Genomic DNA, 23,863 nt, shown 5'->3' with positions numbered 1-23,863 from the left:
CAGTGCCGGACGGCTCGAGACTGCGCCGATGCGTGGCCCTGCGCCACGACGAGTCCGTACTTGATAGCAAGCGCTGCGTCGACGCGCAAGGCCCGCCGCAGCAATGGGCCGACCCTGCGCGGGCGAATGGCCGGGACTGGCGATGGTGTTCCGGCTCGGGTAGCTTGGCCTGCTCCTTGCCCTCACGGAAACCGCTCGAACCATGGAAAACCGGCGCGAACTCGAACAAGGCATCGAAATCGATCTGCGTGATCGCCTGACCTACGGCGGTTATCTGCAACTGGAGACCCTGCTCTCGGCACAGCGTCCGATCAGCAATCCGCCGCACCACGACGAATTGCTGTTCATCGTCCAGCACCACGTCAGCGAACTGTGGATGAAGCTGGTCATCCACGAACTGCAGGCGGCGATCGGTCTGCTCGCGATCGACCAGACTGACTCGTGCCTGAAGATCCTGGCCCGGGTCAAGCAGATCCAGCGCCAGCTGTTCGAGCAGTGGGCCGTCCTCGAAACGCTGACGCCGACCGAATACCAGGAGTTCCGCCACGTGCTCGGTCCGGCCTCGGGATTCCAGTCGCACCAGTACCGAATGATCGAGTTCCTGCTCGGCAACAAGAATGCCGACATGCTCGCCGTGTTCGAACACGATCCACCGCGCCAGGCCGAACTGCGCCGGGCCCTCGAATCGCCGAGCCTGTATGACGAATTCCTGCGCTACCTGCATCGTTCCGGCCATGCCATCCCGGCCGGTTGCGTCGAGCGCGACTGGTCGCAGCCGCATCGCTACCGCGCCGATCTCGTGCCGGTGTTCAAGCGCATCTACGAAAACGCCGATGAATTCTGGGCGGAGTACCACTTCTGCGAGCAACTCGTCGATGTCGAGGAATCGTTCCAGCTCTGGCGCTTCCGCCACATGAAGACGGTCGAGCGCATCATCGGGCACAAGCGAGGAACGGGCGGGTCTTCGGGCGTCGCGTTCCTCAAGAAGGCGCTCGAACTGACCTTCTTCCCGGAACTGCTCGACGTGCGTACCGTTATCGGTAGCTGAACGTGGAATCTTGCGGATGCTGCGGCGCAGCAGGAGCGCTTTGATTTGACGGGGACCTGCGCAGTCGGTAATCCTCAATCGGTTAACCACTGTTCATCGAGGGAGAACTGCATGACCGGCGCCACCGATTCCGCGACACCGGCTCCACCGCCATACGAGTTCAAGGACGCGCTGGGCCATCCGCGGCCATTGTGGATGCTGTTCATGACCGAGTTCTGGGAACGCTTCGCGTTCTATGGCATGCGCTGGGCGCTGACCCTCTACATCGTGGCCCAGTTCTTCGACGGCGATGCCTCCGGGCAAGGGTATGCGAGCCGCACCTATGGCGCCTTCCTGGCCCTGGTCTATGCCACCGCGCTGTTCGGTGGTTATGTCGCCGATCGCATCATCGGCTACCAGCGTTCGATCCTGCTCGGCGCCCTGATCATGGCCGCCGGCCTGTTCACGATCATGCTGCCCAACCAGGACCTGTTCGTGTTCGGTCTGTCCCTCGTCATCGTCGGCAACGGCCTGTTCAAACCGAACATTTCGACCATGGTGGGCCAGCTCTATGGCGTCGGCGACGATCGTCGCGACCGCGGCTTCACGATCTTCTACATGGGAATCAACGCCGGTGCGCTGGTCGCCCCGCTGGTCACCGGCTGGCTGGCCAGCGTGATCACCGACACGCCGATGCAGCAGAACTACAAGGTCGTGTTTGCCGCCACCGGCGCCGGCATGATCATCAGCTTCCTCTGGTTCTGGTTCGGTCGCGCCCAGCTCAAGGGCATCGGCGAACCGCCGGCGGACCGCAATGGCATGAAGAGCATGATTGGGGTGATCGTCGGTGCCGCCGTTTCGGTGCCGATCGTCTACCTGCTCATCGACAGGGTCGGCGCCGAAATCCTTGCCTGGTTGCTGGCGACGCTGTTCGTCGGCCTCGCCGTGATGCTGCTGGTCGAGGCGATTCGCGAAGGCAAGGTGCAGACCCATCGGGTCATCGCCATGCTGATCATCTTCCTGTTCAACGTGCTGTTCTGGATGTTCTTCGAGCAGGCCGGCAGCTCGTTCAACTTCCTTGCCGAAGGCATCGTCGACCGCAAGATGTTCGGCGGCTGGGAATTCCCGGTCGGCTGGTTCCAGTCGGTCAATCCGGTCGCGATCGTCCTGCTCGCGCCGATCGCAGCAATGATCTGGGGCTATCTCGGCCGCAAGAAGATGGAGCCATCGATCCCGCGCAAGTTTGGTCTCGGCCTGCTCGGCAATGCGATCGCCTTTCTCGTGCTGATGTATGCGCTGAAGAACCTGGTCGGGGCCGATGGTCTGATCCCGTTCTGGCCGCTGGTCCTGGTCTATGTGCTGCAGACTGCCGGCGAGCTCTGCCTGTCGCCGATCGGTCTGTCGATGGTGACCAAGCTCGCGCCGATCCGTTTCGTCGGCCTGGCCATGGGCGGCTGGTTCCTCAGCACGGCCATCGGCAACAACCTGTCCGGCATCTTCGCCGGTGAGGTCAGCGGTGAAACCGGCATGACCGTGGCCTCGGCCCTGAGCGGATTCACCTTCAGCTTCTGGCTGCTGCTCGGCGCCGGCATCTTCCTGTTCCTGATCGCACCGCTGATCAACAAGCTCATGCATGGGGTGAAGTAGGGGCCGTATTCCAGGGCGCATCGGGTATCGGTGCGCTTGCTGGCATGAGCCTGCGTCGGGAGGCGCGGGCTTCGCTGGCCGCGGCTGCGTTGTCGCTTCGTTGTTGGGAGCGGCTTCAGCCGCGATGTTTTTTCTCGCACGTTATCGAAAAGCGTCGAGCCTGAAGGCTCTTCCTACGGGGCCAAAAGCTTGCGTTGCGTGGCGCGGGATTCGATGGCGGTCCTTGCGTTGCGGCTTCGTTGTTGGAAGCGGCTTTAGCCGCGATGCCATTTCTTCAGGTCCGGCGAAGCGCATCGCGCCTGAAGGCGCTCCTACGAAGAGCACGAATCGTGACGCGGGCTTCGATGGCCGTTCCCGCGTTGCTGCTTCGTCGTTGCTTCAGCGCTTCGACTCGACCAGCTCGGCCTGCCACAGGGTATCGAGGATGCGCGCCAGCCACTGGCGTTCCTCCTCGTTCAGGTGGGCGAGCAGGCGTTGCTCGTGTTCGAGCGCCAGCGGCGCCACCTGGTCGTAGATCTTCCAGCCTTCCTCGGACAGGCGCAGCACCGACTGGCGCTTGTCATGGCGGGCCGTGCCGCGTTCGATATGCCCCTTGGCCAGCAGCCGGGCGACCGCGCGGCTGACCGCCACCTTGTCCATGGCCGTACGTTCCGCGACTTCGCGGGCGGAGAGGTTGGCGCAGTAGCCCAGTACGGCCATGGCCCGCCATTCGGTGACCGAGAGGTCGAAACGCTTCTCGTAGACCTTCGCGATGGCCTGGCTCAGCGTGTTCGAAAGCACCGAGAGGCGGTAGGGCAGGAAAGTCTCGAGTTCGAGCAGCGCGTGACCGGGCATGGGGCCTTGCCTCTTGCGGATGGTTTCAGGTGTAACTATTATGGCAGGTTCACCAGGCAGCCGAACGAACAGCGAGGATTCCGCCATGAACGCCCAGCTTCAGACCGCGAACACCGGCATGCAGGTTACGACGTTCGAGAATCCGATGGGAATCGACGGATTCGAATTCGTCGAGTTCGCCTCGCCCGAGCCGATGAAGCTGCACGCCTATTTCCGCAGGATGGGATTCACTGCCGTGCTCAAGCACAAGCGCCGGCCGATCACGGTCTACCGGCAGGGTACGGTCAACTTTCTGATCAACGAGGATACGGACTCGTTCGCGGCGGATTTTGCCAGGGCGCACGGACCGAGCGCCTGCGGTTTCGCGATCCGCGTCAGCAAGCCTGCCGACGAAGTCTGCAGCCGGGTCATCGCCAATGGTGGTGAGGCGATCGGTGAGAAGGCCGAGAGCAAGGCGGTCGACGCGCCGGTGGTCAAGGGCATTGGCGACTGCATGCTGTACCTGGTCGATCGCTACGGCGATGCGGGGGACATCTACGCCGCCGACTATGAGCCGATTGCCGGCGCCGAACAGAACCCGAAGGGATTCGGCCTGACCTTCATCGATCACCTTACCCACAATCTCTACTTCGGCAACATGCAGAAGTGGTCGGACTATTACGAGCGCCTGTTCAACTTCCGCGAAATCCGCTACTTCGACATCAAGGGTGCCAAGACCGGACTGGTGTCCAAGGCGATGACCGCGCCGGACGGCATGGTCCGCATCCCGCTCAACGAGTCCTCGGACGAGAAATCGCAGATCAACGAGTATCTCAACGAGTACCACGGCGAGGGCATCCAGCACATCGCCTGCTTCACCGACGACATCTATTCGACCATCGAGGCCATGCGCGCGCAGGGCGTCGAATTCCTCGATACGCCGGATGCCTATTACGAGGTCATCGACGAGCGCATCCCGAACCACGGCGAAGACGTCGCGCGCATGGCGAAGAACCGCATCCTGATCGATGCCGATGCCGAAACCAAGAAGAAGCTCTTGCTGCAGATCTTCACCCAGAACTGCATCGGCCCGATCTTCTTCGAGATCATCCAGCGCAAGGGCAACCCGGGTTTCGGCGAAGGCAACTTCCAGGCCCTGTTCGAGTCGATCGAACGCGACCAGATGCGCCGCGGCGTGCTCTGAGCTTGAGCTCCCTCTCCCCCCGGGAGAGGGTTGGGGTGAGGGTACGGATTGCCGAGAATCGGCGCCCACTGGTGGAAGCCCATTCGAGCGACAAGATTTTCGGCGCGAAGATGTTGGAAAGCCTGGGTCAGTCGATATGCCGGAAGGGATCAAGCCACCATTGCCTACCGATACGTTGGCGAGCGCAAGGCGCTTGCGAAGCGAATTGACTGAAGCGAAACGCAAGCTGTGGGCTCGAATTCGCGGTCGGCAGATCCTGAACTTCAAGTTTCGTCGTCAGCATCCCATCCCACCCTTTGTCGCGGATTCTTGCTGTCTTGAACGTCGCTTGATCTTCGAACTCGACGGCTCGCAGCATTCGGATTCAGTGGATGCAGGCAGAACGGCTCTACTCGAACAGCAAGGCTGGCCGGTCGTTCGATTCTGGAACAACGACGTAGTCTGGTGAATAGATGCAGTTCTCGAGGCAATTGTTCATAACCTTTCCAGTCCGAACCCTCACCCAAACCCCTCTCCCGGCGGGAGAGGGGCTATTGAGCAAAAGCGATGATCATCACTGAAACAGCTTCCTACCAATCCGGCTTCGGCAACGAATTCGCCAGCGAAGCACTTGCCGGCGCACTGCCGGAAGGGCGCAATTCGCCACAACGGGTCGCCTACGGGCTCTATGCCGAGCAGATATCGGGCACGGCATTCACCGCGCCGCGCTCGTACAACCGGCGCAGCTGGTTGTACCGGATCCGTCCCGCGGCGATGCACAAGCCGTTCATTGCGATCGATGACTCGTCCCTGCACAACCGGTTCGACGAGGTTCCGACCAATCCCAACCAGCTGCGCTGGGACCCGCTGCCGGTGCCGGAAAGACCGACGGATTTCATTGATGGCCTCGTGTCGATGGCTGGCAATGGCGGCCCCGCGGCACAATCGGGCATCGGCATCCACCTGTATGCGGCCAACCGTTCGATGCAGGGACGCTACTTCTACGACGCCGACGGCGAACTGCTGATTGTTCCGCAGCTCGGCCGCTTGGTCATTCACACCGAACTTGGCGTGCTCGAGATCGAGCCGCAGCAGATCGCGGTGATTCCGCGCGGCATCCGTTTTCGCGTCGATCTCCCCGATGGCGATGCGCGTGGCTATGTCGCCGAGAATTTCGGCAGCGCATTGCGCCTGCCCGAACTCGGTCCGATCGGCTCGAATGGCCTGGCCAATCCGCGCGATTTCGAGACCCCGGTCGCGCGCTACGAGGATTTCGAGGGCGAGTTCGAGCTGATCGCCAAGTTCCAGGGGCGGCTCTGGCGCGCGGCCATCGGCCATTCGCCCCTCGATGTCGTCGCCTGGCATGGCAACCACGTGCCGTACCGCTACGACCTGCGCCGCTTCAACACGATCGGGTCGATCAGCTACGACCATCCGGATCCGTCGATCTTCACGGTCCTGACCTCGGCCAGTGAGACCCCGGGTACCGCGAATCTGGATTTCGTCATCTTTCCGCCGCGCTGGCTTTGCGCCGAAGACACCTTCCGGCCACCCTGGTTCCACCGCAATGTCGCCAGCGAATACATGGGCCTGATCCATGGCGCCTACGACGCCAAGGCCGGCGGCTTCGTACCGGGCGGTGGCAGCCTGCACAATTGCATGACCGGGCATGGACCCGATGCGGCCAGCTTCGAGAAGGCCAGCCGGTCCGATACCTCGCAACCGGACCATATCGTCGATACGATGGCCTTCATGTTCGAGACCCGGGCGGTTATCCATCCGACCCGCCAGGCACTCGAATCGCCGCAGTTGCAGCAGGGCTATCTGGAATGCTGGCAGGGCCTGCGCAAACACTTCGATCCCAGCCAGCGCTGACCAACCCCCAGGAAACCGAATCGACATGAAACTCGCAAGTCTCAAGGAAGGTGGCCGCGACGGTACCCTGATCGTGGTCAACCGGGATCTGACCCGCGCCGTGCGCGCATCCGGCGTTGCGCCGACCCTGCAGGCCGCGCTCGAGGACTGGAGCAACATCGCGCCGCGATTGAATGCATTGTACGAAGGCTTGCAGGCGGGCAAGGTAGCCGATGCATTCGATCTTGACATCGATCGCCTCGCCTCACCGCTGCCACGTGCATACGAATTCGTCGATGGCAGCGCCTACCTGCCGCATGTCGCGCGCGTGCGGCGCGCGCGCGGCGCCGAGGTGCCTGAAAGCTTCTACACCGATCCGCTGATGTACCAGGCAACCAGCTCCGGTTTTCTTGCTCCCCGCGATCCCATCCTCGCCGCCAGCGAAGACTGGGGCATCGACCTCGAGGCCGAAGTGGTCGTGGTCACCGACGATGTCGCGATGGGCGTGACGCCGGCCCAGGCCGCCGACCATATCCAGCTGATCGGCCTGGTCAACGACGTATCCCTGCGCGCGCTGATCCCGGCCGAGCTGGCGAAGGGTTTCGGATTCCTGCAGTCGAAGCCGCGTTCGGCGCTGTCACCGGTGTTCGTGACCCGGGACGAACTCGGGGACGCCTGGAGGGATTCCAAACTGCACCTGCCGATGCGCACCTGGATCAACGGCCAGTGGTTCGGCGAGGCCGAGGCCGGCGTCGACATGCAGTTCAGTTTCGCCGAACTGATTGCCCATGTGGCCAAATCCCGGCCGGTGTCTGCCGGTACCCTGGTCGGATCGGGTACGATTGCCAACGAAGACACCGCGAAGGGGGCCTCGTGTCTGGCCGAGCAGCGTACGGTGGAGACGCTGCGCGATGGCAAGCCAACCACGCCGTTCCTGAGGTTCGGCGATCGCGTTCGCATCGAGGTCACGGACAAGGATGGGCATTCGATCTTCGGTGCCATCGAGCAGGTCGTGGAGCGATACTCCCCGGCCTGAGGGCCTTCCAGAAGCCTGTCGGCGCCACCGTCGACGGGCCGTTGCCGGGGACCAGGGGAGCAGGGCAGATGTCCGAGACAATCAAGCTTTACAGCTATTGGCGATCCAGCGCCGCCTATCGCGTGCGCATCGCGCTGAATCTGAAGTCGCTGCCCTATGAAATCGTTCCGGTGCATCTCGTCAACAACGGCGGCGAGCAGCACCGGGCGGAGTATCTCGAACTGAATCCGCAAGGCACGGTGCCGACCCTGCTCGATGGCGCGCGCGTATTCCGCCAGTCCATGGCGATCATCGAGTACCTCGATGAGGCCTATCCCGGAACCATGGCCCTGCTGCCGTCGACGGCGCGTGAACGGGCCCGGGTTCGCGCCCTGGCCCAGGTCGTCGCCTGCGACATCCATCCGCTCAACAATCTGCGCGTGATGCGCTTTCTTGAGCGCGAGTTCAGTTCGCCGCAGGTCGAGCGCGATCGCTGGACCCGGCACTGGATCGTGGAAGGATTCCGTGCCTTCGAAGCGATGCTCGAAGACAATGCCTCGACCGGCCTTTATTGTGATGGCGACACGCCGACCCTGGCCGACATCTGCATGGTGCCGCAGGTCTACAACGCGCGCCGCTTTGAAGTCGACCTGACCCCGTTCCCGACCATGGTCCGCATCGAGCAGCAATGCCTCGAACTGCAGGCATTCGACCTGGCCCGGCCTGAAAATCAGCCCGACGCACCGAATCGACCGGCCTAGTCCTCCAGCTGTTGCGATTCGATACGTTGTTCATCCGGCTCCCTGATGCTGGTACTGAAGTCTCGACGACCTCAGCTTCCCTCACCACAGCCGGATGTACAACCTATCGAATCGCAACACCCAGGGGCCGCCTCGTGGCAGCCAGACGCTCACGGAACTGAACGACATTGCCTTCCGGATCGTGACCGTCGCAGGCACGAAATCCGCGCCATTCGAATTCCCTGTCTACCGGATCCAGGGCGCCGCCCAGGCCGGATGCCTTTGAACGCGCCTCGGCGAGGCTCGCGACCGGAAGCGCCAGTTTCAGGGGGGTGTCCGTTCGGCGTGCAGGCGGCGAGGCGATCGAGATGGACTGTGCGATCTGCTCCGGTATGCCGTGGATTATCAACTCGAAGCCATCGGCCTCGAGCACGATCAATCCGGGTTCCGGGCGACTGATCCTCATCGGAACGATTGCCGCATAGAAATCCGCGACCTTCGACAGGTTGCAGGCGAAGAGGACGGCGCCCGTATCTCGCAGGGCTTTCATGTTTCCTAGCCGGCGATATAACGCTGCAGCTGCTCGATCTGTTCGGTCTGCTCGCTGATCACGGCCTTGACCAGGTCGCCGATCGAGAGCACGCCAACGGTCTTGCCGTCCTCGACCACGGGCAAGTGCCTGACGCGCCGGTTGGTGCAAAGACGCATGCACTGCTCGACGGTTTCGTCGGGTCCCACCGTGATCATCTCCCGGGTCATGATTTCATTGACCGCAGTGGTCGCCGAGGAGCGGCCCTTGAGCACGATGTTGCGGGCATAGTCGCGTTCCGAGACGATGCCGACCAGACTTTCTCCATCCATCACCAGAAGCGCGCCGACCGAACGTTCCGCCATCAGGGTCAGTGCCGCAAGCACGGGCGAATCCGGGCCGATGGAATAGACCTCGTGACCTTTTTCTGCAAGTAGATGTCTCGCTTGAAGCATGGCTGCCTCCCATGGGTCCGCAATCCGCCCGATCATCCCGGGTGTCCCAGTCTAGCGCCGACGGCGCCCGATCGCGTAGTCGAGGCGCGAGGGGACCATGCGTTCACAATCCCAGGTAGGCGGAGCCGCCGAGCTGGCGGACCTGGCGTTCGATCCAGTCGGCCCGGCGCTGCACGTAGGGCGAGGGCCTGTCCACGTGCAGTTTTCGCGGACTCGGCAGTACGGCGGCGAGCAGGGCGGCCTGGTGCGAATTCAGTTGTGCAGGGGCGACTCGGAAGAATCGCTCACTCGCGGCGGCGGCGCCATAGGTGCCATCACCGAATTCGGCGATGTTGAGGTAGACCTCGATGATCCGCTGCTTCGGCCAGAGCAGTTCGATCAGCACGGTGAAGTAGGCTTCGAGCCCCTTGCGCACGAAACTGCGCCCATTCCACAGGAACAGGTTCTTCGCTACCTGCTGGCTGATCGTGCTGGCCCCGCGCAAGCGTGCGCCGTCGTCGGCGTCGGCCAGTGCGTCCTGGATCGCATCGACGTCGAAGCCGTGGTGGCTCGGGAATTTCTGGTCCTCGGCCGCCACCAGCGCGATCGGCAGGTTGGCCGACACCTTCGAAATCGGCGTCCAGTGATAGCGAAGCCGGAAATCCTTCTGGCCATCAAGCCGCGCATCGAGTTGCCGGCCCAGCATGACGGCCGAGCTCAGCGGTGGCACGAAGCGGAGCGTGGCCACCATCAGGAGAGTCAACGCAATCCAGCCAAGGACCAGCCCCGCGGTCCAGCGAAGGAGGCGATGGAAAAATGATCGGCGAGCACGCATGGGCTTGATTGTGCCATCCCGGGCGAAGCCACTGGCAGCAAAAAAACGGGCGCCATTCCGGCGCCCGTTTGAATCGAACCCAGGTTGGCCTTCAGGTCAGAGCGGGGTGCAGGTGAACGGCGAAGCTGAGGGCTCAAACCCGTCGCTGAAGATGGTATCGCCTCCGAGCAGGCGGATCTCATCGACGTAGGCACCACCCACCTCATAACCGCCGTCCGAGGAGAACCGCCAGCGCAGCTGGATCGTCTGCCCGGCGAAAGCGGCCAGACTCGCCGAGAAATCCTGGAACGAAGCAGGTGCGGAGTCGTCGCTCGGCGTCGCCGATGTCGAACCGGCAAACGCGGCCTTGCCGACCGGGTAACCACAGGCATTGCCTGCATTGGTGATCGTGCCGGATGCCGGATAACCGCCGTTGGGCGGCAAGTCCGTCCAGGTGGCTCCGCCATTCGTCGATACCTCGAGGAGCAGGGCGTCCCAGCCGGTTTCGATGTTGTACTTCATCTTGAAGCCGAGCGTGGCGCCCGCCTGCACGACGATGGGCGGGGTCGTCATTGCCGCGCAGGTGCTGGCCGGGTAGGTGGCTCCGTCGGCACCGCCGTGATAACTCAGCGTGCCTGCCGTCGCCGCCGTATTGGTCACCTGCCACGGCGACTCCAGATTGACGTAGACATGGGTATCGCCGTCGTCCAGATAGTTGTTGCCGTCGATACCGGCCGGCCCGATCGCCGTGCCACCGACGGTCTGGCTGATCGGGGCCGAATTGCCTTCGCCGTCGGTTGCGACCACCTTGTAGTAGTAAGGCGCATCCGGGAGAACGTCGAAGTCCTCGTAGCCCGCGGTCGCCACGTTGGTCGCGATGGTGGTCGGCGAGGAGAAGTATGGATCGCTCGAGCGCTGCACCGAATAGGTCACGGTCGGCGATGCCGGGCAATTCGACGTTGCGGCCGACCAGGTCAGCGGGATCTTGCAGGTTGAATTCAGCGAAGCGCCTCCGACCACGCTGCCGCCATCGAAGGCGGGTTGCAGGTTGCAGGCTCCACTGAATGCGGTCTCGACGCAGGCCGAAACATCACCCTCGACGTCATTGCTGACGCCACGGATCTTGTAGGCGTAGCTGAAACCACCCTCGCTGGACGAGTCCAGGATCGGACTCGCAGCACTCGTGCCGACCAGGCGGAAATCTCCCGCCGCGGCCGAGGCACAGGTTCCGGCGGCTCGATAGAGCTGGAAGCCCTGGGCGCCGCCAGGCGCGGTGAATGCGATCGAGGCGCCGCCCGCTGTCGCAGACACGCTGAGGCCGGTCGGCGCTGCCAATGGAGCGGTGTCCGGAAGACCGAACGATCCGGACACGGCCAGCGCATAGCCCTGGCGATTGGTGTTCGGCCGGCTGCCGCCGGGCACGGCCGTGCCGCGGACCCGGAACGTGTAGGTTCCCGCTGCCGGCGCCGTGAGACGAACCTGTTCGACCGTGTTGCGAATGTCGGCGCTACCTCCGGGAATCGAAACGCCCGAACTGAAGACATTGCCCCGGTAGAGCGTCGCGCCAGGTCCTTCGACCTCGAGATCGAGATTGTTGACCAGGCTGAGTGCGGCACCGCCGGTCGCCTCGGGGTCGTACCAGGTCAGCGTGGCACGCAGTTCCTGGCCGGCCTGGACGTTGGCGATCGTGTATTCCTGGACATCCCCGGTCGCCAGCCCGGCGATATTGGTGCGCTCGAAAATGCGCAGGCGGCGATTGTCGTCTCCGAACGCGCTCGGCGTGGTCGAGAACCACAGGTTCGAGTCGGTCCAGCCCCGTCCCCAACCGTAGTTGCCGGTGAAGAACTGGTCGGTCGGCGTCGTGTTGCTGCCGAGAACGGGATTCGTGCCGTTCAGCAGAACCGCCTTCAGGGCCATGCCGCTCGGGGTGTAGGTGTCTGCCGCGGTCTTCGCGCCACGCGGATAGAATCCGTCCATGAAGTACTGACGAACCAATCCGGCATTGCCGGCGATCGTCGGTGCAGCCATCGACGTGCCCGACAACGATTTCGAGACGGCCAACTCGATGGTTGCAGTAGTACTGGCATCGCCGGAGGCGGAAATGGTGCTCGAGCCCGGTGCCATGATGTCGGGTTTGATGCGGCCATCGAGGGTCGGTCCTCGACTCGAGAATCCGGCAACCAAGCGACTGCCCGCGTGCCCGAGCGCGCCGACCGTGATCGCGTTCTTGGCGTTGCCCGGCGAGCCGGTGGTCGTCGCTCCGCTGCCGTCATTGCCCGCCGAGACGACGAAGATCAGGTCTTCGATCATCGAGAGCGAATTGTCGACGACACGATCGCTGCCGCTGTAGGCGCCGGCGCTTGAGCTGCCCCAGCTCGCGCTATGGATGCCGGCGCCGGCATCGTGGGCCTGGTGCAGCGTGCCGCCGAGGTCGGTGATCGACAGGCAGCCCGACGTGTCATTGCCGATATCCTGGAACAGAAGCTGCGCGTTTGGCGCCATGCCGTCGGCCAACTCATGACCCGAGGACGTGGGCGTCGACGCGGTGTAGTTGGTTGCGCCGACGCTGCCACCGGCATCGCCGGCAATGGTTCCACTGGTGTGGGTGCCGTGGTAGCTGGTCGGCGATCCGCCCGGGCACGCCGTATTGTTGTCATAGGCCGTTGCGCCCGGCTGCACCCAGTAGGCGTAGATCTTGTTGTCGGGATGCGTGGCGCCCAGCGCTGGCGGCACCGGGGTATCGGAGTTCGTGATTTCGGTGTGGTCGCCGCTGCCCTTGTTGAGCGTCGTGAACCAGGCCTCATTGGCATCCAGGCCGGAGTCGGAGATGCTGATGATCTGACCCGTTCCGAACAGTCCATGGTCCCAGAGCGGCTCACGTCCGGCTTCGACGCCGCCCGAGCCCGCGGTTCCGGTCGTCGTGGAATTGCCCTGGATGGTGCCGATGCCGGCTGCATTGTTCACGTATTCCTGGATATGTGGGGAGACCCAGGCCACGCTGTCTTCGGCGGTCGCAGCGCGGACGATCCGGTCGAGCGCAGTCTCCTCGACGCGCACGCGGATGTAAGGCAACGAGTCGCTCTCGACGCGGGAGATCACCGATACGCCGGCGTGCTTTGCCAGCGCGCCGCCGATCCGGGCGGCGGACTCACCCGGGAATCCGAATACGTCCAGTTCGATGCCTCCGTCCGGAGCCAGCTTGAGATTCGAGCGCGCGTCGACCCAGAGCGCGGGGTCGAGCTTCTGGCCCGGCTGGTAGACGCCCACCCAGCGCACCGCGGCGTCCTTTTCGAGTTCGCGCAGCGAATTGCCCTCGAGGCGGACCTGGTAGGCGTTGTTGGGCACATAGCCGAGGAAAGTCACGCCGCGCTTTTCGAGCCGCGCGCGAGCGCTGGCCGGGTGATCATGGAACTGGACGATCGCGTAGCGTCCCGAGGCGGAGTCGCTTGCCGCGCCCGTCGCGGAATAGTCCACACGCGAAACGGTCGGGTCGATGAGTCCGGAGCGCAGCAGCAGCAGCTGGGGATTGGAGGCCCGCGTGTCGCTGAGCTGTTCTGGCGAAACAGCCTGGGGAGAAACCAGGTTCGGGTGATTGGGAGCAGCCTGCAGGTTGCCCAGTGCAAGCGTGATCGAAGCGGTCAACACGGTGCGCGCAAGATATTTCGAGTTCATCAGGATCCCCAGGAATTGCTGTCGATTTACAAACGATGCGTGGCATGACGGGCCGGTTGACGCCTTCCCTGAAAAACGGTGCCAAGGTGTACGGCACGAGGACCCAGTCTCCAGCCCCCGATGTTGCGCCAGCCGCCCGGACCGTGCCAGAGAATCGGGCAGGAGGTCGACTCCGCTCGACGGCGGAGGTCCCGGTGGTCCGTTTCGCTCGCCGATGCCGGGCGCTCGCGCGCGAATCGGGAGCCGGGGGATCGTCCCCGGGGGCTGCCTGGTGACTTGAATCGGGTGTCATCGACCGCACCTGATGGGGCCGCCCGGCAAGGTCGAGCCAATGAGCGATTCCTTCGATGCCCTCTCCACGTTCCATCTGCAGCGCGCCGGCGTTCGCGGCACGGTCGTGCATCTCGACGAGACGTGGAGGGAGATCCGTTCGCAGGCAAGCCTGCCCGACCCCGTAGCGCAAAGGCTCGGCGAGTCGCTGACGGCCAGCGCCCTATTTTCCGGCGCGCTGCGCTTCGAGGGGAGCCTGTCGATCCATCTGCGCAACGCGGGTGCCCTGCGCTTGATGTTCGCCGAATGCACGCACGACGGACGTCTGCGCGGCATTGCGCGCATGGACGAAGAGGCCGCGCACGGAGCGGTGGATCTGCGGGATGCCGGGGCGCGTCTGGCCATCACGATCGAGAATTCGCGCACCGAGACCCGATACCAGGGGCTGGTGGCGGTCGAGTCCGATAGCCTCGCACGTGCCTTCGAGGGGTATTTCGAACGCTCCGAGCAATTGCCGACACACATCATGCTCGCTGCGGGCCCCGCCGGTTGCGCCGGAATCATGGTGCAAAAGATTGCCGACGCCAACGAGGATTCCGGGTCGTCCGATGCGGACGCCTGGAACCGGGTCGGGCATCTGCTGGCCACCCTGAGCGAGCGCGAATTGCTCGAATTGCCGGTCGAAACCCTGCTGCTTCGGCTCTTCCACGAGGAGGGCGTCGTGCTTCAGCCGCAGCGTCCGTTGCGCTTCCAATGCAGCTGTTCGCGTGAGCGCGTGCTCGGGATGATTCGAGCCCTGGGCAGGGCGGAGGCGACCGCGGCGCTCGATGCGCATGGAAACGCGCGCATCACCTGTGAATTCTGCAACCGGACCTACGACGTGGATCGCGTCGACCTCGCCGCCGTATTCGCGAGCAATCCGAGCGCGCCGGGAAGCATGTCGACGCAGTAGTGGCGGATATCGGGGTCGCGAAATGCCGCCGATCGCGTCACTCCGGCCCGGGTCGCCATCGGCCTCCGCCGGCGAGGCCAGCTTGGGTCCCCGCCGCCGCGGCGGCTAAAGCGACTGAATTCAGTCGCTTGTGCGACAAACATGAGACGCGCTTGACTGTTTATTTTCCGTAAAGAGCGCTATCCTTTCAGCTGTGGACGTCGTGGCTATACCGGGCCACCGGCTTGATCGCCGGGAACTAGGACGGCTGGCGGAAGTCCATTGCACTGTACCGACGGGTTTGCCGATGTTGCTGCGTTTCGCCACAGTTTTGCTGACTGTCCTGCTCCCGCTTGCGGCGGTGGCACAGCGCGCTGCGCCAGCGACGCTGGCAGAGGCCGAGCGTCCGTTGTTCGATCGCCTGTTGTCGGTCGAAGTCGGCAATGGTCCGGCCGGAAGTGGCAATCAGGTCGTGCCGCTGTGGGCCAGTCCCGATGGCCGCCTGCTCGCCATCGTTGCGCTCTCGCGCGCCAGTGGCGCGCCGACATTGCCGCCGTCGCCGACCTTTGGAGGGGTGTCCGACCTTCGCATCGTCGATGCGACCGATCTGTTTTCGGCCGGCCTTCGACTGCGTCTCGGCGAGGGCTTGCGCGCCGATCTGACCGTTGGTAGCGAATTTGGCTCGCGCCTTCCCTATCACATCGACGGGGCCTGTGCGGGTTGCGCGGCTGGCCTCGGACCGCAGCCTGCCGAGGGCATTGCGAATGCGGCGATCGGCCTCGGTTGGAGTGCGCCATTCGCATCCGGCCTCGATCTGTCGTTTGGACTTTCATGGCTCGATGGACGGCGCTCGGACCTGCCCGTGCTCGCCGACGGCGCGCTCCCCGGCAGTCCCATCGACCTGACTCTGGTCGATGGCTCAGAAGGCATGCCGTATAGCCTTGCCAGCGGACGCCGACTCAGCGCCCGTGGAATCTGGCAGCTCGGCCATGGACCCATTCTCGACCTCACCGCGGCCCTGACGCGGGCCGAACTTGCGCCGGTCTGGTACGGTTTGCCCGGCCCGAGTCTCGATCTGAACCAGGCGTCACTGGGCCTCGGCCTCGCCAGCGGCTCCTTGCGCGGCAGCATCGTCGGGCGCATCAGCAGCCTCGAGGACCCCGGCGTCATCGGCACGCGCCGCTGGGGCGGGCTCGACCTCGGTGTTTCCTGGCGTACGCCGTGGCGTGGCGAGTTGACGGTCGGCGCCCAGAACCTCTGGTCGGCGCCGCTCGAATCTTCTTCCGCGGGTGAAAAGGACACCGCCCAGGCGCGGGTTCCCTACGTGCAGTATCGCCAGGATCTCTAACCCAGGTCCGGTCACGCAGCGCGGCCCTCATGGCGCCAGGGTCCTTGCGTATCGCCGCGCGCCGGAGCAGGCAAACAGGCTGTCGAGGCTGGAGTCCTGCATTTCCGCCCTCCTGCACCCATTTGTCCGTTAGGAGCCGAGGCACACGCCGCTGCCTGCGGCCGGGCATACTGGAACGCGCAGATATCCTCGGAGCGGGGGTGTCGAAAAGGGGCCCCGTTCCGATCCGGATGGGCTTAATCGGAAGGTGCCGTCACCTTGACATGCTGTGCTTGGGGCGTTCGACTGTCCTGGCAAAGACGCCACTCCTGCTCAGCCCCCCGCCCGCGCGCGCCATTCCCCACGTCGATTTCGTTGGTGATGACCACATCGACCGTGGCTTTCGTACCTGCTTCGGCCGGGCTCGGACGCCTCTTTCCGGCCATCCCTGTAAGCCATTGAATAGAATGGATTTTCTGATCCAGTTTTGGCTGTTGTTAAGAGCGCGATCGGGGATTCCCATAGCGTGAGAATGTTGTTAGTATCCCGTCACTGCCGTCGGCCCCCTGGGCTGATTTCGGCTATTTGTGTAGCAGGGAAAGGACTCCAAACATTCCCGATCTGCGTCTTGTCCCGAATCCGCGTCACCAGTGACACCACTCTAAAAACGTTGGAGAGCGTAATGAGATTAACGAACAATGAGCTTCTGAAAGCCGTTCGACTCGCTTTGTATGCGGGTACGACGGCAGTAGTCGGACTGAGCGCCACCGCAGCCTTTGCCCAGAACGAAGACACCGGCGAGCGGCTCGACACGATCGTCGTGACCGGATCTGCGATCCGCCGCGTCGACATCGAAACGTCCAACCCGGTCATCACGATTGACCGCGCCGCCATCCAGAAGAGCGGCAAGCTCACGGTCGGCGACCTGGTCCAGGAACTGCCGTCGATCGCTGGTAACGCGACAAACCCGCAGGTCAACAACGGTGGCGGCACCGGCGCGGCTTCGGTTTCGCTGCGTGGCCTTGGATCAAACCGCACCCTGATCCTGATCGACGGTCAGCGCATCATCAACAACGACATCAACGCGATTCCGGCCAACGTGGTCGAGCGTATTGAAGTCCTGCTTGACGGCGCGTCCTCCATTTACGGTTCGGATGCAATCGCGGGCGTCGTCAACTTCATCATGCGCAAGGACTACCAGGGCGCAGAGTTCTCGTTCGATTACGGCATCTCCGATAGGGACGATGGCGAGCGCAAGGGCGCCCAGTTCACCTTCGGTCAGTCGACCGATCGTGGCAGCGTCGTTGCCGGTATCGGCTACAACAAGGCCGACGCAATCGACGCCGGCAAGCGCGACTTCTCGTCCCAGGCGCTCTATCTGTATTACGGTTCCTCGTTCGCGGGCGGCTCCAGCCGCACCCCGACCGGCCGCATCACCTTGCCCGCTGGTCTTGCTGCGGAGTTTGGCTGCGGATCCGTTACGCGTATCGAAGGTACCAGCGGAACTTCGCTCGACAACTACCGTTGCTTCAGAACTGACGGCAGCGACTCCTACAACTACCAGCCGCTCAACGTGATCCTGGTTCCGCAGGAGCGCACCAACGTGTTCGCGTTGGCCAACTACAAGTTGACCGATAGCGTCGAGGCGTACCTCAAGACCTTCGTCAACCGCACCTCATCCTCCTCGTTGATCGCGCCGTATCCGTTTGACGCGCGCGGCAATGGTGTGACGATCTCGGGTGACAGCATCTACAACCCGTTCGGCGAGGATATGGGTTTCGGCACCGCGAACAATGTTCTCGAGCGCCTGACCGGCGTGGGTCAGCGCGTCAGCCAGTTCGATAGCCAGACGGCCCAGTTTATTGGTGGTCTGCGAGGCAATATCGGCGACACATCCTGGCGTTGGGACGTGAATGCCAACTATGGCCATTTCACTCGTGACCAGTACACCACGGGTTACCTCAACTTCACCCAGCTTGCCGATGCACTCGGTCCATCCGAGATTCGCAATGGCGTTCCGGTCTGCGTGGATGCCCTCGGCGGAAACGTGATTGACGGGTGCACACCGCTCAACATTTTCGAGCAGGACAATCCGGCCTCCGTTCAGCAGTTCCTCGCGGCACAGTCGGCTCCGTTCCAGAACGTCTTGTTGACGTCGCGTGAGTTCACGGCGAACGTCAATGGCGAGTTGTTCGATCTGCCTGCCGGGCCGGTCAGCCTCGCGGTGGGTGTCCTGCACCGCAAGGACTACCAGCGCAACAAGGCCGATTCCACCATCATCCTGAATCCGACCACGGGCACCTGCGATCTCGGCACGGCCTGCACGTCTGAGCTGAGCGGCAACCTGACCACCAAGGAAGCCTTCGCCGAAATCTTCATCCCGGTGCTCAAGGACATGCCATTCGCGCATAGCTTGAACATCGACATCGGCACGCGCTATTCAAAGTTCAACCTGGCCGGCAACACCACCAACTCGAAGCTGGCCGTCGAATGGCGTCCAATCGAGGATCTGCTCCTGCGTGGAACGGTCTCCGAAGTGTTCCGTGCGCCGAGCATCAGCGAGCTCTTCGCCGGCGCCAACAGCGACGCCCCGACCGCCCAGGATCCTTGCAATGGCTATCTGCCGGGTCAGCAGCAGGGCATCAATGCCTGCGGACCCTCGACCGGTGCTACCGACATTCCTGCGACGGGTATCCCGCCTCAGCCGAATGGCCAGGTCAACGGTATCCAGTCCGGTGCCGTCGCGGCGGGCTTCTCGCTCGCTCCGGAAAGCGGCAAGAGCTTCGACTTCGGCGTGGTCTATGATCCGAGCTGGATCGAGGGCCTGTCACTCAGCCTCGATGCTTACCGCATCTACCTGAACGACACGATCACCTTGATCAATGCCCAGAATGTGCTGAACCTCTGCTACCAGGATGCAAACAGCCCGTTCTGCCCGTTCATCTCGCGCTTTGCAAATGGCGATATCAACCAGATCCTGGAGCCGGTCGTAAACCTCGGTCGCCTGGACACGTCGGGCTATGACTTCGGTGTCAGCTACCGGATCCCCGAGTTCGACATGTTCGGTCGCAGCATCGGTCGCTTCACGGTTGGTTTCAACGGCACCTACATTGACGAGTTCGACAACACGCCGGTTCCGGGTGACGCGAACGTGCCGCGTATCTCCAACGCGGGTCTGTACACCGCCCAGTTCGGAAACTTCCCGCGCGTTCGCGCCCTTGGCAGTCTTGATTGGGCCATGGGTCCGTTTGAAGCCGGTTGGCGGGTCCGTTACATCGGCAACACCCGAGTTGGCAGCGAAGATCTGTCTCAGGGTCTGTCGATCGACGGCGGCATCCCGGGCGTTGCGCGCAACTTCGGCGCACAGACGTATCACAACTTCCAGTTCGGCTACACTGCTGAGCCGATCAATACGCAGTTCCAGATCGGTATCGACAATGCGTTCGACAAGAAGCCGCCGATCTACTTCCAGAACAACGTGACCAATGCGAACACCGATGTCCGTACCTACGACACCGTTGGCCGCTACTACTGGGCACGCGCAACTGTGAAGTTCTGATACACCGTTTCACGTGACATCTCGCCGCGCGGCCACTCGCCGCGCGGCTTTTTTTTGCCCGAAATCTGCTTACTTCCGAGTAGGGGCCAAGCCGCGGCCGATCCCTGCGCCTTCGAGTTGGAACGGCGGGCCGCCGCCACCAGGCGCTTTGGTAGGGTGGCGATTCGTGCTAACGTCGCCGGCTGACTACAACCCGCGGCGCATTCGAATCGACAACTCGAGCGACGCGATCCGGCGCCATCGACGCCCTCCCGGCAGCACGCCGCGGGCAGCGACGCGCAATAGATGCAGAGAAATCAAATGAGCGCACTATCGGCCGCCAGTTCGATACCCGAGATCGTTGCCGCGCTGAAATCCGGCGATGCCCTGAAGGTCGAACGTCTCTCACGGGCGCGCCTGTCCATTGACATGGGCGACACCCAGTCCATGGTTCTGCTGGCCATAGCCCTCAGCATGCTCGATCGAAATGCCGAAGTCGCCGAGCTGTATCGGCAGCTGATTGCGCTCGAACCGACCGAGGCGACCCATCACAACAACCTCGGCACCGCCCTGCGTGAAATTGGTGACCTGGCCGGTGCCGAACAGGCCTACCGCGCAGCGTTGTCGATCGATGCGTCCAATGCGTCGACGCTGGCCAATCTCGGCACGTTGCGCTGGCAGCAGGGCGATGCAGTTGATACACGCGACATAATGCTGCTGGCAACCCAGCTTGATCCGAGTCTGCCCGAACCGCGCATCTACGGCGGACTTGCCTGCCATGAATGTTCCGACACCCAGGGGGCCGAGCGCCTCGTCGCTGATTGCGAAAAATGGCCCTATCTCGGCCCCGTGCTCGAGTCGGATCTGGCCACCTTGCTGATGCAACTGGCACGTTCCGAAGAAGCAGAACGCCGACTGCGTTCGGCCATCGAGCGCCCTGAAGCCGCTCAACTCGTGCGCCTTCGCCTGGCAGGCTTGCTCGAACGCCTGAACCGGCTCGATGAAGCCGAATCGATGTTGGAGGGCGCGCAACTCAGCGAACTGGACAAGGACGAGGAGTTGAGCGTTCGCGGGACGTTGGCCGTCCGTCGCGGAAAATTCGACGATGCCATTGGCTTCTACCGAGCTTCGCTGAAGACCAATTCCGACGACATAACCAAGGCGCCGCAATGGTTTTCCCTAGCCAAGGCCTGCGATTCGGCCAAGGACACGACCGGCGCCATGCAAGCTCTCGAAAAGGCGCATTCGCTGCAGATGAAGCAGGCAGCGCGACTCGTGCCGAGGCTCATGGAGCCGGATTCGAACCCGCTCAGCATTACCGAGTACAAGGTCGACGCCGAAGGTTTCGGGCGCTGGAAAGCAGATCCCGGAGCGCCGGATTCGCACGCCTCACCCATCTTCATCGTCGGATTTCCACGCTCGGGTACGACCCTGCTCGAACAGATGCTCGATGCGCATCCGGGCGTGCGCTCGATGGATGAACGCGCTTTCCTGCAAAACGTCATCAAGCGCATGCAGGGGGTCGACGGCAAGCTGTACCCCGACGACTTGGACCGGCTGGAGCCGGGTGAACTCGAACAACTCCGAGGCGTCTATTGGGAGTGCGTGAAGGACGTCGTGCAGCTGGAGACCGGCGAGCGACTGGTCGACAAGAACCCGCTGAATATCCTGCGCTTGCCGATCATCCACCGCATCTTTCCGAACGCTCGGATCGTGCTGGCCCTGCGCCACCCCTGCGACGTCATCCTAAGTAACTACATGCAGAGCTTCCGCGCGCCGGAGTACCAGGTCCTGTGTTCCTCGCTGCAGCGACTGGCCCGCGGCTATTCCAACGCGATGAATTTCTGGAACCATCATGCCAGGGTGTTCAGCCCTGCGATTCTCGACTTGCGCTACGAAGACCTGCTTGATGATGTCGCCGCCCAGACCAGACGCATCTCCGAGCATCTCGGTCTGACCGACGCCGCCGCGCTCGAGAAATTCCAGGAGCGCGCACGCGCCAAGGGGTTCATCAGCACTCCCAGCTATTCGCAGGTCGTCGAACCGCTCAATAAGAAGGCGGTTGGGCGCTGGCAGCGCTATCGCCAACACCTCGAGCCGGTATTGCCGACGCTCGAACCCTTCATGAAACAGTGGAACTACGAGGCCTGAGGCCACCGGGCTCGGATCCACTCAAATCACGCCTTGGGACATCCGCGCAAGCCACTGCTCATGCCCCTCTACACTCAATAGGGACTCAATGTGCAAGAGCTGATCGACAACATCGTGGCTGCCATGAAAGCCGGTCGCCATGCCGACGCCCTCAGCATGTCGCGCACTCTCGTCCAGTCCTTTCCGAACGACGAGGGCGCCTTGTCGATGCTCGCGCTCGGCGAGCAGAACGCTGGCGACATGCGAACCGCGCGCAATCTCCTGCTCGGCCTGACCCGCGACCATCCGGGCACGTGGCAGCACTGGAACAATCTCGGCAACGTGCAGCGACTGCTCGGTGACTTCAATTCGGCCGGCGAGGCCTACCAGCGGGCACTGGCGCTTCACCAGGACAGTCCGCGCCTGCGTGCCAATCTCGGCTTGCTGCACCTGAATCTCGGTGAGTTCGCGCAAGCGCGCGATCAGCTCTGCGCCGCCAGCGTCATGCACGGCGCGGAACCCGGCATGCGCATCTGGGCCGCCGTGGCCTGCCATGCTTGCGCCGACGACGATTCGGCGTTGCAATTGGTCCATGGCTGGCCCCAGTGGAGCACGGGATCCAGCGAGGAGGCGATGCTCGAGCTCGGCTGGTTGCTCTTCCAGCTCGGCGACACCCGATCGGGTGAAGCGATCCTCTCCACCGAGTTCCAGGATTCCAAAGTGCGCATGCGCGCGCTGGCCCGACGCGTACTTGCCCGCGAGCGCCTGAATCTAGTGAAGGAAGCGGCCGAGCTCACCGCGAGAATGAGCGATCCGACAGGCATGGTCGATCTGCAGGCCAAGATGGAGACCCTGCATGCCCTGGCCTTGATCGCAGCGCGAAATGGCGAGCTCGCAATTGCAAGGCATCACTACGAGTCTGCATTGCAGCTTGAAGCACCGCCTCGCTACAAGCAGAATCTGTATTTCGGCCTGGCCAAGGTTTGCGACCGGCTGGATGACCCGGCAGCGGCCATGGATGCGCTGAAACAGGCGCATGCGGATGTCATCGTCGAGCATGCTTCCGAGGAGAAGTCGCGCCTCGAAGGGACCGGCCTGCTGAGTTTGCTCGATCCGAAATTCGAAAGCGACCCGGAGTCCGTCCAGGCCTGCGCCGGTGCGCCCGAAGAGAGAGAGTCGCCAGTTTTCGTCGTTGGCTTTCCGCGATCCGGCACAACTCTGCTCGAGCAAATGCTGTCGGCGCACCCGGCGTTCATGTCGGCCGACGAACGGCCGATGGTTCAACGCATGCTCGAGCACTTGCGCCAGCAGGGCTTGGACTATCCGGCCGCTCTGGCCCAGTTGGGCGCAGGCCAGTGCGCGACGCTGCGGGACATCTACTGGCAGGAAGCGGCGAAGACAGTCCAGCGTTCCGACGGCGTCCGCTTGATCGACAAGCACCCGTTGAATTTCCTTGCCTTGCCGTTGATCCGGCGAATATTTCCCGAGGCGCCGCTGATTTTTTGCGTGCGACACCCGTGTGACTCGCTTCTGAGCAGTTACATGCAGAATTTCCGTGATCCACGCCTGGCGGCGGAATGCGCAAGCATCGAACGTCTCGCCGACCTCTATCTGCGGCTGGGACAGCGCTGGATCCGAGATTCGCAGCTGTATCCGGGCAGGCTGCTGGTCAGCCGGCACGAGGACCTTATCGCGGATGCCGAAGCCCACTTGCGCAGGATCGCAGACTTCCTTGGCATCGAGGACTCCACGTCGATGCTCGACTTCAGCACGCATGCGCGCGCGCGCGGCTTCATCGGAACTCCGAGCTACGCCCAGGTCGTGCAGGGTCTCAATGCCGATGCCGTAGGCCGTTGGAAACGCTACCGCAGCTACCTTGAGCCCGCATTGCCAGTGCTCGCTCCGATCATGGATCATTGGGGTTACGCGGCCTGACCGG

At 63.1% G+C, this 23,863-nt stretch carries 17 protein-coding genes; 12 read left to right on the top strand and 5 right to left on the bottom strand.

All coding sequences use genetic code 11. The features are described 5' to 3' along the window. Positions 1-202 precede the first annotated feature (202 nt). Entirely contained in the window at positions 203-1,048 is an 846-nt protein-coding gene (locus BM125_RS04375; protein WP_092405292.1) for a tryptophan 2,3-dioxygenase, read from the top strand. 111 nt (positions 1,049-1,159) lie between these two features. Further along, positions 1,160-2,674 (top strand): peptide MFS transporter, encoded by a 1,515-nt coding sequence (locus tag BM125_RS04370; protein WP_092405290.1) that lies wholly within the window; start codon positions 1,160-1,162, stop codon positions 2,672-2,674. A 378-nt stretch (positions 2,675-3,052) separates the two neighbouring features. Here BM125_RS04370 and BM125_RS04365 read toward each other — a convergent pair whose 3' ends face one another. Next, positions 3,053-3,508 carry a MarR family winged helix-turn-helix transcriptional regulator gene (locus tag BM125_RS04365; protein WP_175497908.1) on the bottom strand — a complete coding sequence of 152 codons (456 nt, stop codon included), beginning with the start codon at positions 3,506-3,508 and terminating at the stop codon, positions 3,053-3,055. Positions 3,509-3,593: 85 nt separating this feature from the next. On the opposite strand from BM125_RS04365, the gene hppD reads away from it, so the two are divergent. The 5 genes from hppD to maiA all read left to right on the top strand — a co-directional run bounded on the left by hppD (position 3,594) and on the right by maiA (position 8,300). After that, positions 3,594-4,691, top strand: coding sequence for a 4-hydroxyphenylpyruvate dioxygenase (gene hppD / locus BM125_RS04360; RefSeq protein ID WP_092405288.1), 1,098 nt, complete (start codon positions 3,594-3,596; stop codon positions 4,689-4,691). Between the two features lie 136 nt (positions 4,692-4,827). Continuing rightward, complete coding sequence (locus tag BM125_RS04355) at positions 4,828-5,139, top strand: endonuclease domain-containing protein (protein WP_217647801.1); 312 nt, start codon at positions 4,828-4,830, stop codon at positions 5,137-5,139. A 98-nt stretch (positions 5,140-5,237) separates the two neighbouring features. After that, the gene (gene hmgA, locus BM125_RS04350) at positions 5,238-6,545 is read left to right on the top strand and encodes a homogentisate 1,2-dioxygenase (protein ID WP_092405286.1); all 1,308 of its coding nucleotides are present in this window, start codon (positions 5,238-5,240) and stop codon (positions 6,543-6,545) included. A gap of 25 nt (positions 6,546-6,570) precedes the next feature. Beyond that, positions 6,571-7,560: a fumarylacetoacetate hydrolase family protein gene (locus BM125_RS04345; protein WP_092405284.1), complete on the top strand. Its 990-nt coding sequence runs from the start codon at positions 6,571-6,573 to the stop codon at positions 7,558-7,560. 68 nt (positions 7,561-7,628) lie between these two features. Beyond that, positions 7,629-8,300 (top strand): maleylacetoacetate isomerase, encoded by a 672-nt coding sequence (maiA, locus tag BM125_RS04340; RefSeq protein WP_092405282.1) that lies wholly within the window; start codon positions 7,629-7,631, stop codon positions 8,298-8,300. A 103-nt stretch (positions 8,301-8,403) separates the two neighbouring features. Here maiA and BM125_RS04335 read toward each other — a convergent pair whose 3' ends face one another. The 4 genes from BM125_RS04335 to BM125_RS04320 form a co-directional block, all read right to left on the bottom strand. Next, positions 8,404-8,829, bottom strand: a complete 426-nt coding sequence (locus BM125_RS04335; protein WP_092405280.1) for a VOC family protein — start codon at positions 8,827-8,829, stop codon at positions 8,404-8,406. Between the two features lie 5 nt (positions 8,830-8,834). After that, positions 8,835-9,263, bottom strand: coding sequence for a CBS domain-containing protein (locus tag BM125_RS04330; RefSeq protein WP_092405278.1), 429 nt, complete (start codon positions 9,261-9,263; stop codon positions 8,835-8,837). A 103-nt stretch (positions 9,264-9,366) separates the two neighbouring features. Beyond that, positions 9,367-10,077, bottom strand: coding sequence for a monofunctional biosynthetic peptidoglycan transglycosylase (gene mtgA / locus BM125_RS04325; protein WP_092405276.1), 711 nt, complete (start codon positions 10,075-10,077; stop codon positions 9,367-9,369). A 96-nt stretch (positions 10,078-10,173) separates the two neighbouring features. After that, positions 10,174-13,728: a S8 family serine peptidase gene (locus tag BM125_RS04320; RefSeq protein ID WP_092405274.1), complete on the bottom strand. Its 3,555-nt coding sequence runs from the start codon at positions 13,726-13,728 to the stop codon at positions 10,174-10,176. 331 nt (positions 13,729-14,059) lie between these two features. Here BM125_RS04320 and hslO point away from each other — a divergent pair, with 331 nt between their 5' ends. From hslO to BM125_RS04295, 5 genes are all read left to right on the top strand, one after another. Then, complete coding sequence (gene hslO / locus BM125_RS04315; protein ID WP_092405576.1) at positions 14,060-14,950, top strand: Hsp33 family molecular chaperone HslO; 891 nt, start codon at positions 14,060-14,062, stop codon at positions 14,948-14,950. Positions 14,951-15,236: 286 nt separating this feature from the next. Further along, entirely contained in the window at positions 15,237-16,277 is a 1,041-nt protein-coding gene (locus BM125_RS04310; RefSeq protein ID WP_092405272.1) for a hypothetical protein, read from the top strand. Positions 16,278-16,743: 466 nt separating this feature from the next. Next, a complete protein-coding gene (locus BM125_RS04305) occupies positions 16,744-19,815 on the top strand; it encodes a TonB-dependent receptor plug domain-containing protein (protein WP_245778785.1) in 3,072 nt (1,023 codons plus the stop codon). A 300-nt stretch (positions 19,816-20,115) separates the two neighbouring features. Beyond that, positions 20,116-21,945, top strand: coding sequence for a tetratricopeptide repeat-containing sulfotransferase family protein (locus tag BM125_RS04300; RefSeq protein ID WP_175497907.1), 1,830 nt, complete (start codon positions 20,116-20,118; stop codon positions 21,943-21,945). A 90-nt stretch (positions 21,946-22,035) separates the two neighbouring features. Next, positions 22,036-23,859 carry a tetratricopeptide repeat-containing sulfotransferase family protein gene (locus BM125_RS04295; protein ID WP_092405266.1) on the top strand — a complete coding sequence of 608 codons (1,824 nt, stop codon included), beginning with the start codon at positions 22,036-22,038 and terminating at the stop codon, positions 23,857-23,859. Positions 23,860-23,863: the final 4 nt, after the last annotated feature.

The sequence above is a fragment of the Dokdonella immobilis genome, assembly GCF_900115085.1.
GTDB classification, from domain to species: Bacteria; Pseudomonadota; Gammaproteobacteria; order Xanthomonadales; family Rhodanobacteraceae; genus Dokdonella; species Dokdonella immobilis.
The sequence above is the reverse complement of the archived record's forward strand: the minus strand, read 5'-3'. Positions and strand labels throughout refer to the sequence as shown.

What these genes read in the sequence shown, in the direction of transcription:
- BM125_RS04330 (WP_092405278.1), bottom strand. Translation starts at nt 9,263, where the DNA reads ATGCTTCAAGCGAGACATCTACTTGCAGAAAAAGGTCACGAGGTCTAT.
- BM125_RS04300 (WP_175497907.1), top strand. Translation starts at nt 20,116, where the DNA reads ATGAGCGCACTATCGGCCGCCAGTTCGATACCCGAGATCGTTGCCGCG.
- hmgA (WP_092405286.1), top strand. Translation starts at nt 5,238, where the DNA reads ATGATCATCACTGAAACAGCTTCCTACCAATCCGGCTTCGGCAACGAA.
- maiA (WP_092405282.1), top strand. Translation starts at nt 7,629, where the DNA reads ATGTCCGAGACAATCAAGCTTTACAGCTATTGGCGATCCAGCGCCGCC.
- BM125_RS04370 (WP_092405290.1), top strand. Translation starts at nt 1,160, where the DNA reads ATGACCGGCGCCACCGATTCCGCGACACCGGCTCCACCGCCATACGAG.
- BM125_RS04335 (WP_092405280.1), bottom strand. Translation starts at nt 8,829, where the DNA reads ATGAAAGCCCTGCGAGATACGGGCGCCGTCCTCTTCGCCTGCAACCTG.
- hslO (WP_092405576.1), top strand. Translation starts at nt 14,060, where the DNA reads ATGAGCGATTCCTTCGATGCCCTCTCCACGTTCCATCTGCAGCGCGCC.
- BM125_RS04365 (WP_175497908.1), bottom strand. Translation starts at nt 3,508, where the DNA reads ATGCCCGGTCACGCGCTGCTCGAACTCGAGACTTTCCTGCCCTACCGC.
- BM125_RS04345 (WP_092405284.1), top strand. Translation starts at nt 6,571, where the DNA reads ATGAAACTCGCAAGTCTCAAGGAAGGTGGCCGCGACGGTACCCTGATC.
- BM125_RS04355 (WP_217647801.1), top strand. Translation starts at nt 4,828, where the DNA reads ATGCCGGAAGGGATCAAGCCACCATTGCCTACCGATACGTTGGCGAGC.
- BM125_RS04375 (WP_092405292.1), top strand. Translation starts at nt 203, where the DNA reads ATGGAAAACCGGCGCGAACTCGAACAAGGCATCGAAATCGATCTGCGT.
- BM125_RS04310 (WP_092405272.1), top strand. Translation starts at nt 15,237, where the DNA reads ATGTTGCTGCGTTTCGCCACAGTTTTGCTGACTGTCCTGCTCCCGCTT.
- BM125_RS04320 (WP_092405274.1), bottom strand. Translation starts at nt 13,728, where the DNA reads ATGAACTCGAAATATCTTGCGCGCACCGTGTTGACCGCTTCGATCACG.
- mtgA (WP_092405276.1), bottom strand. Translation starts at nt 10,077, where the DNA reads ATGCGTGCTCGCCGATCATTTTTCCATCGCCTCCTTCGCTGGACCGCG.
- hppD (WP_092405288.1), top strand. Translation starts at nt 3,594, where the DNA reads ATGAACGCCCAGCTTCAGACCGCGAACACCGGCATGCAGGTTACGACG.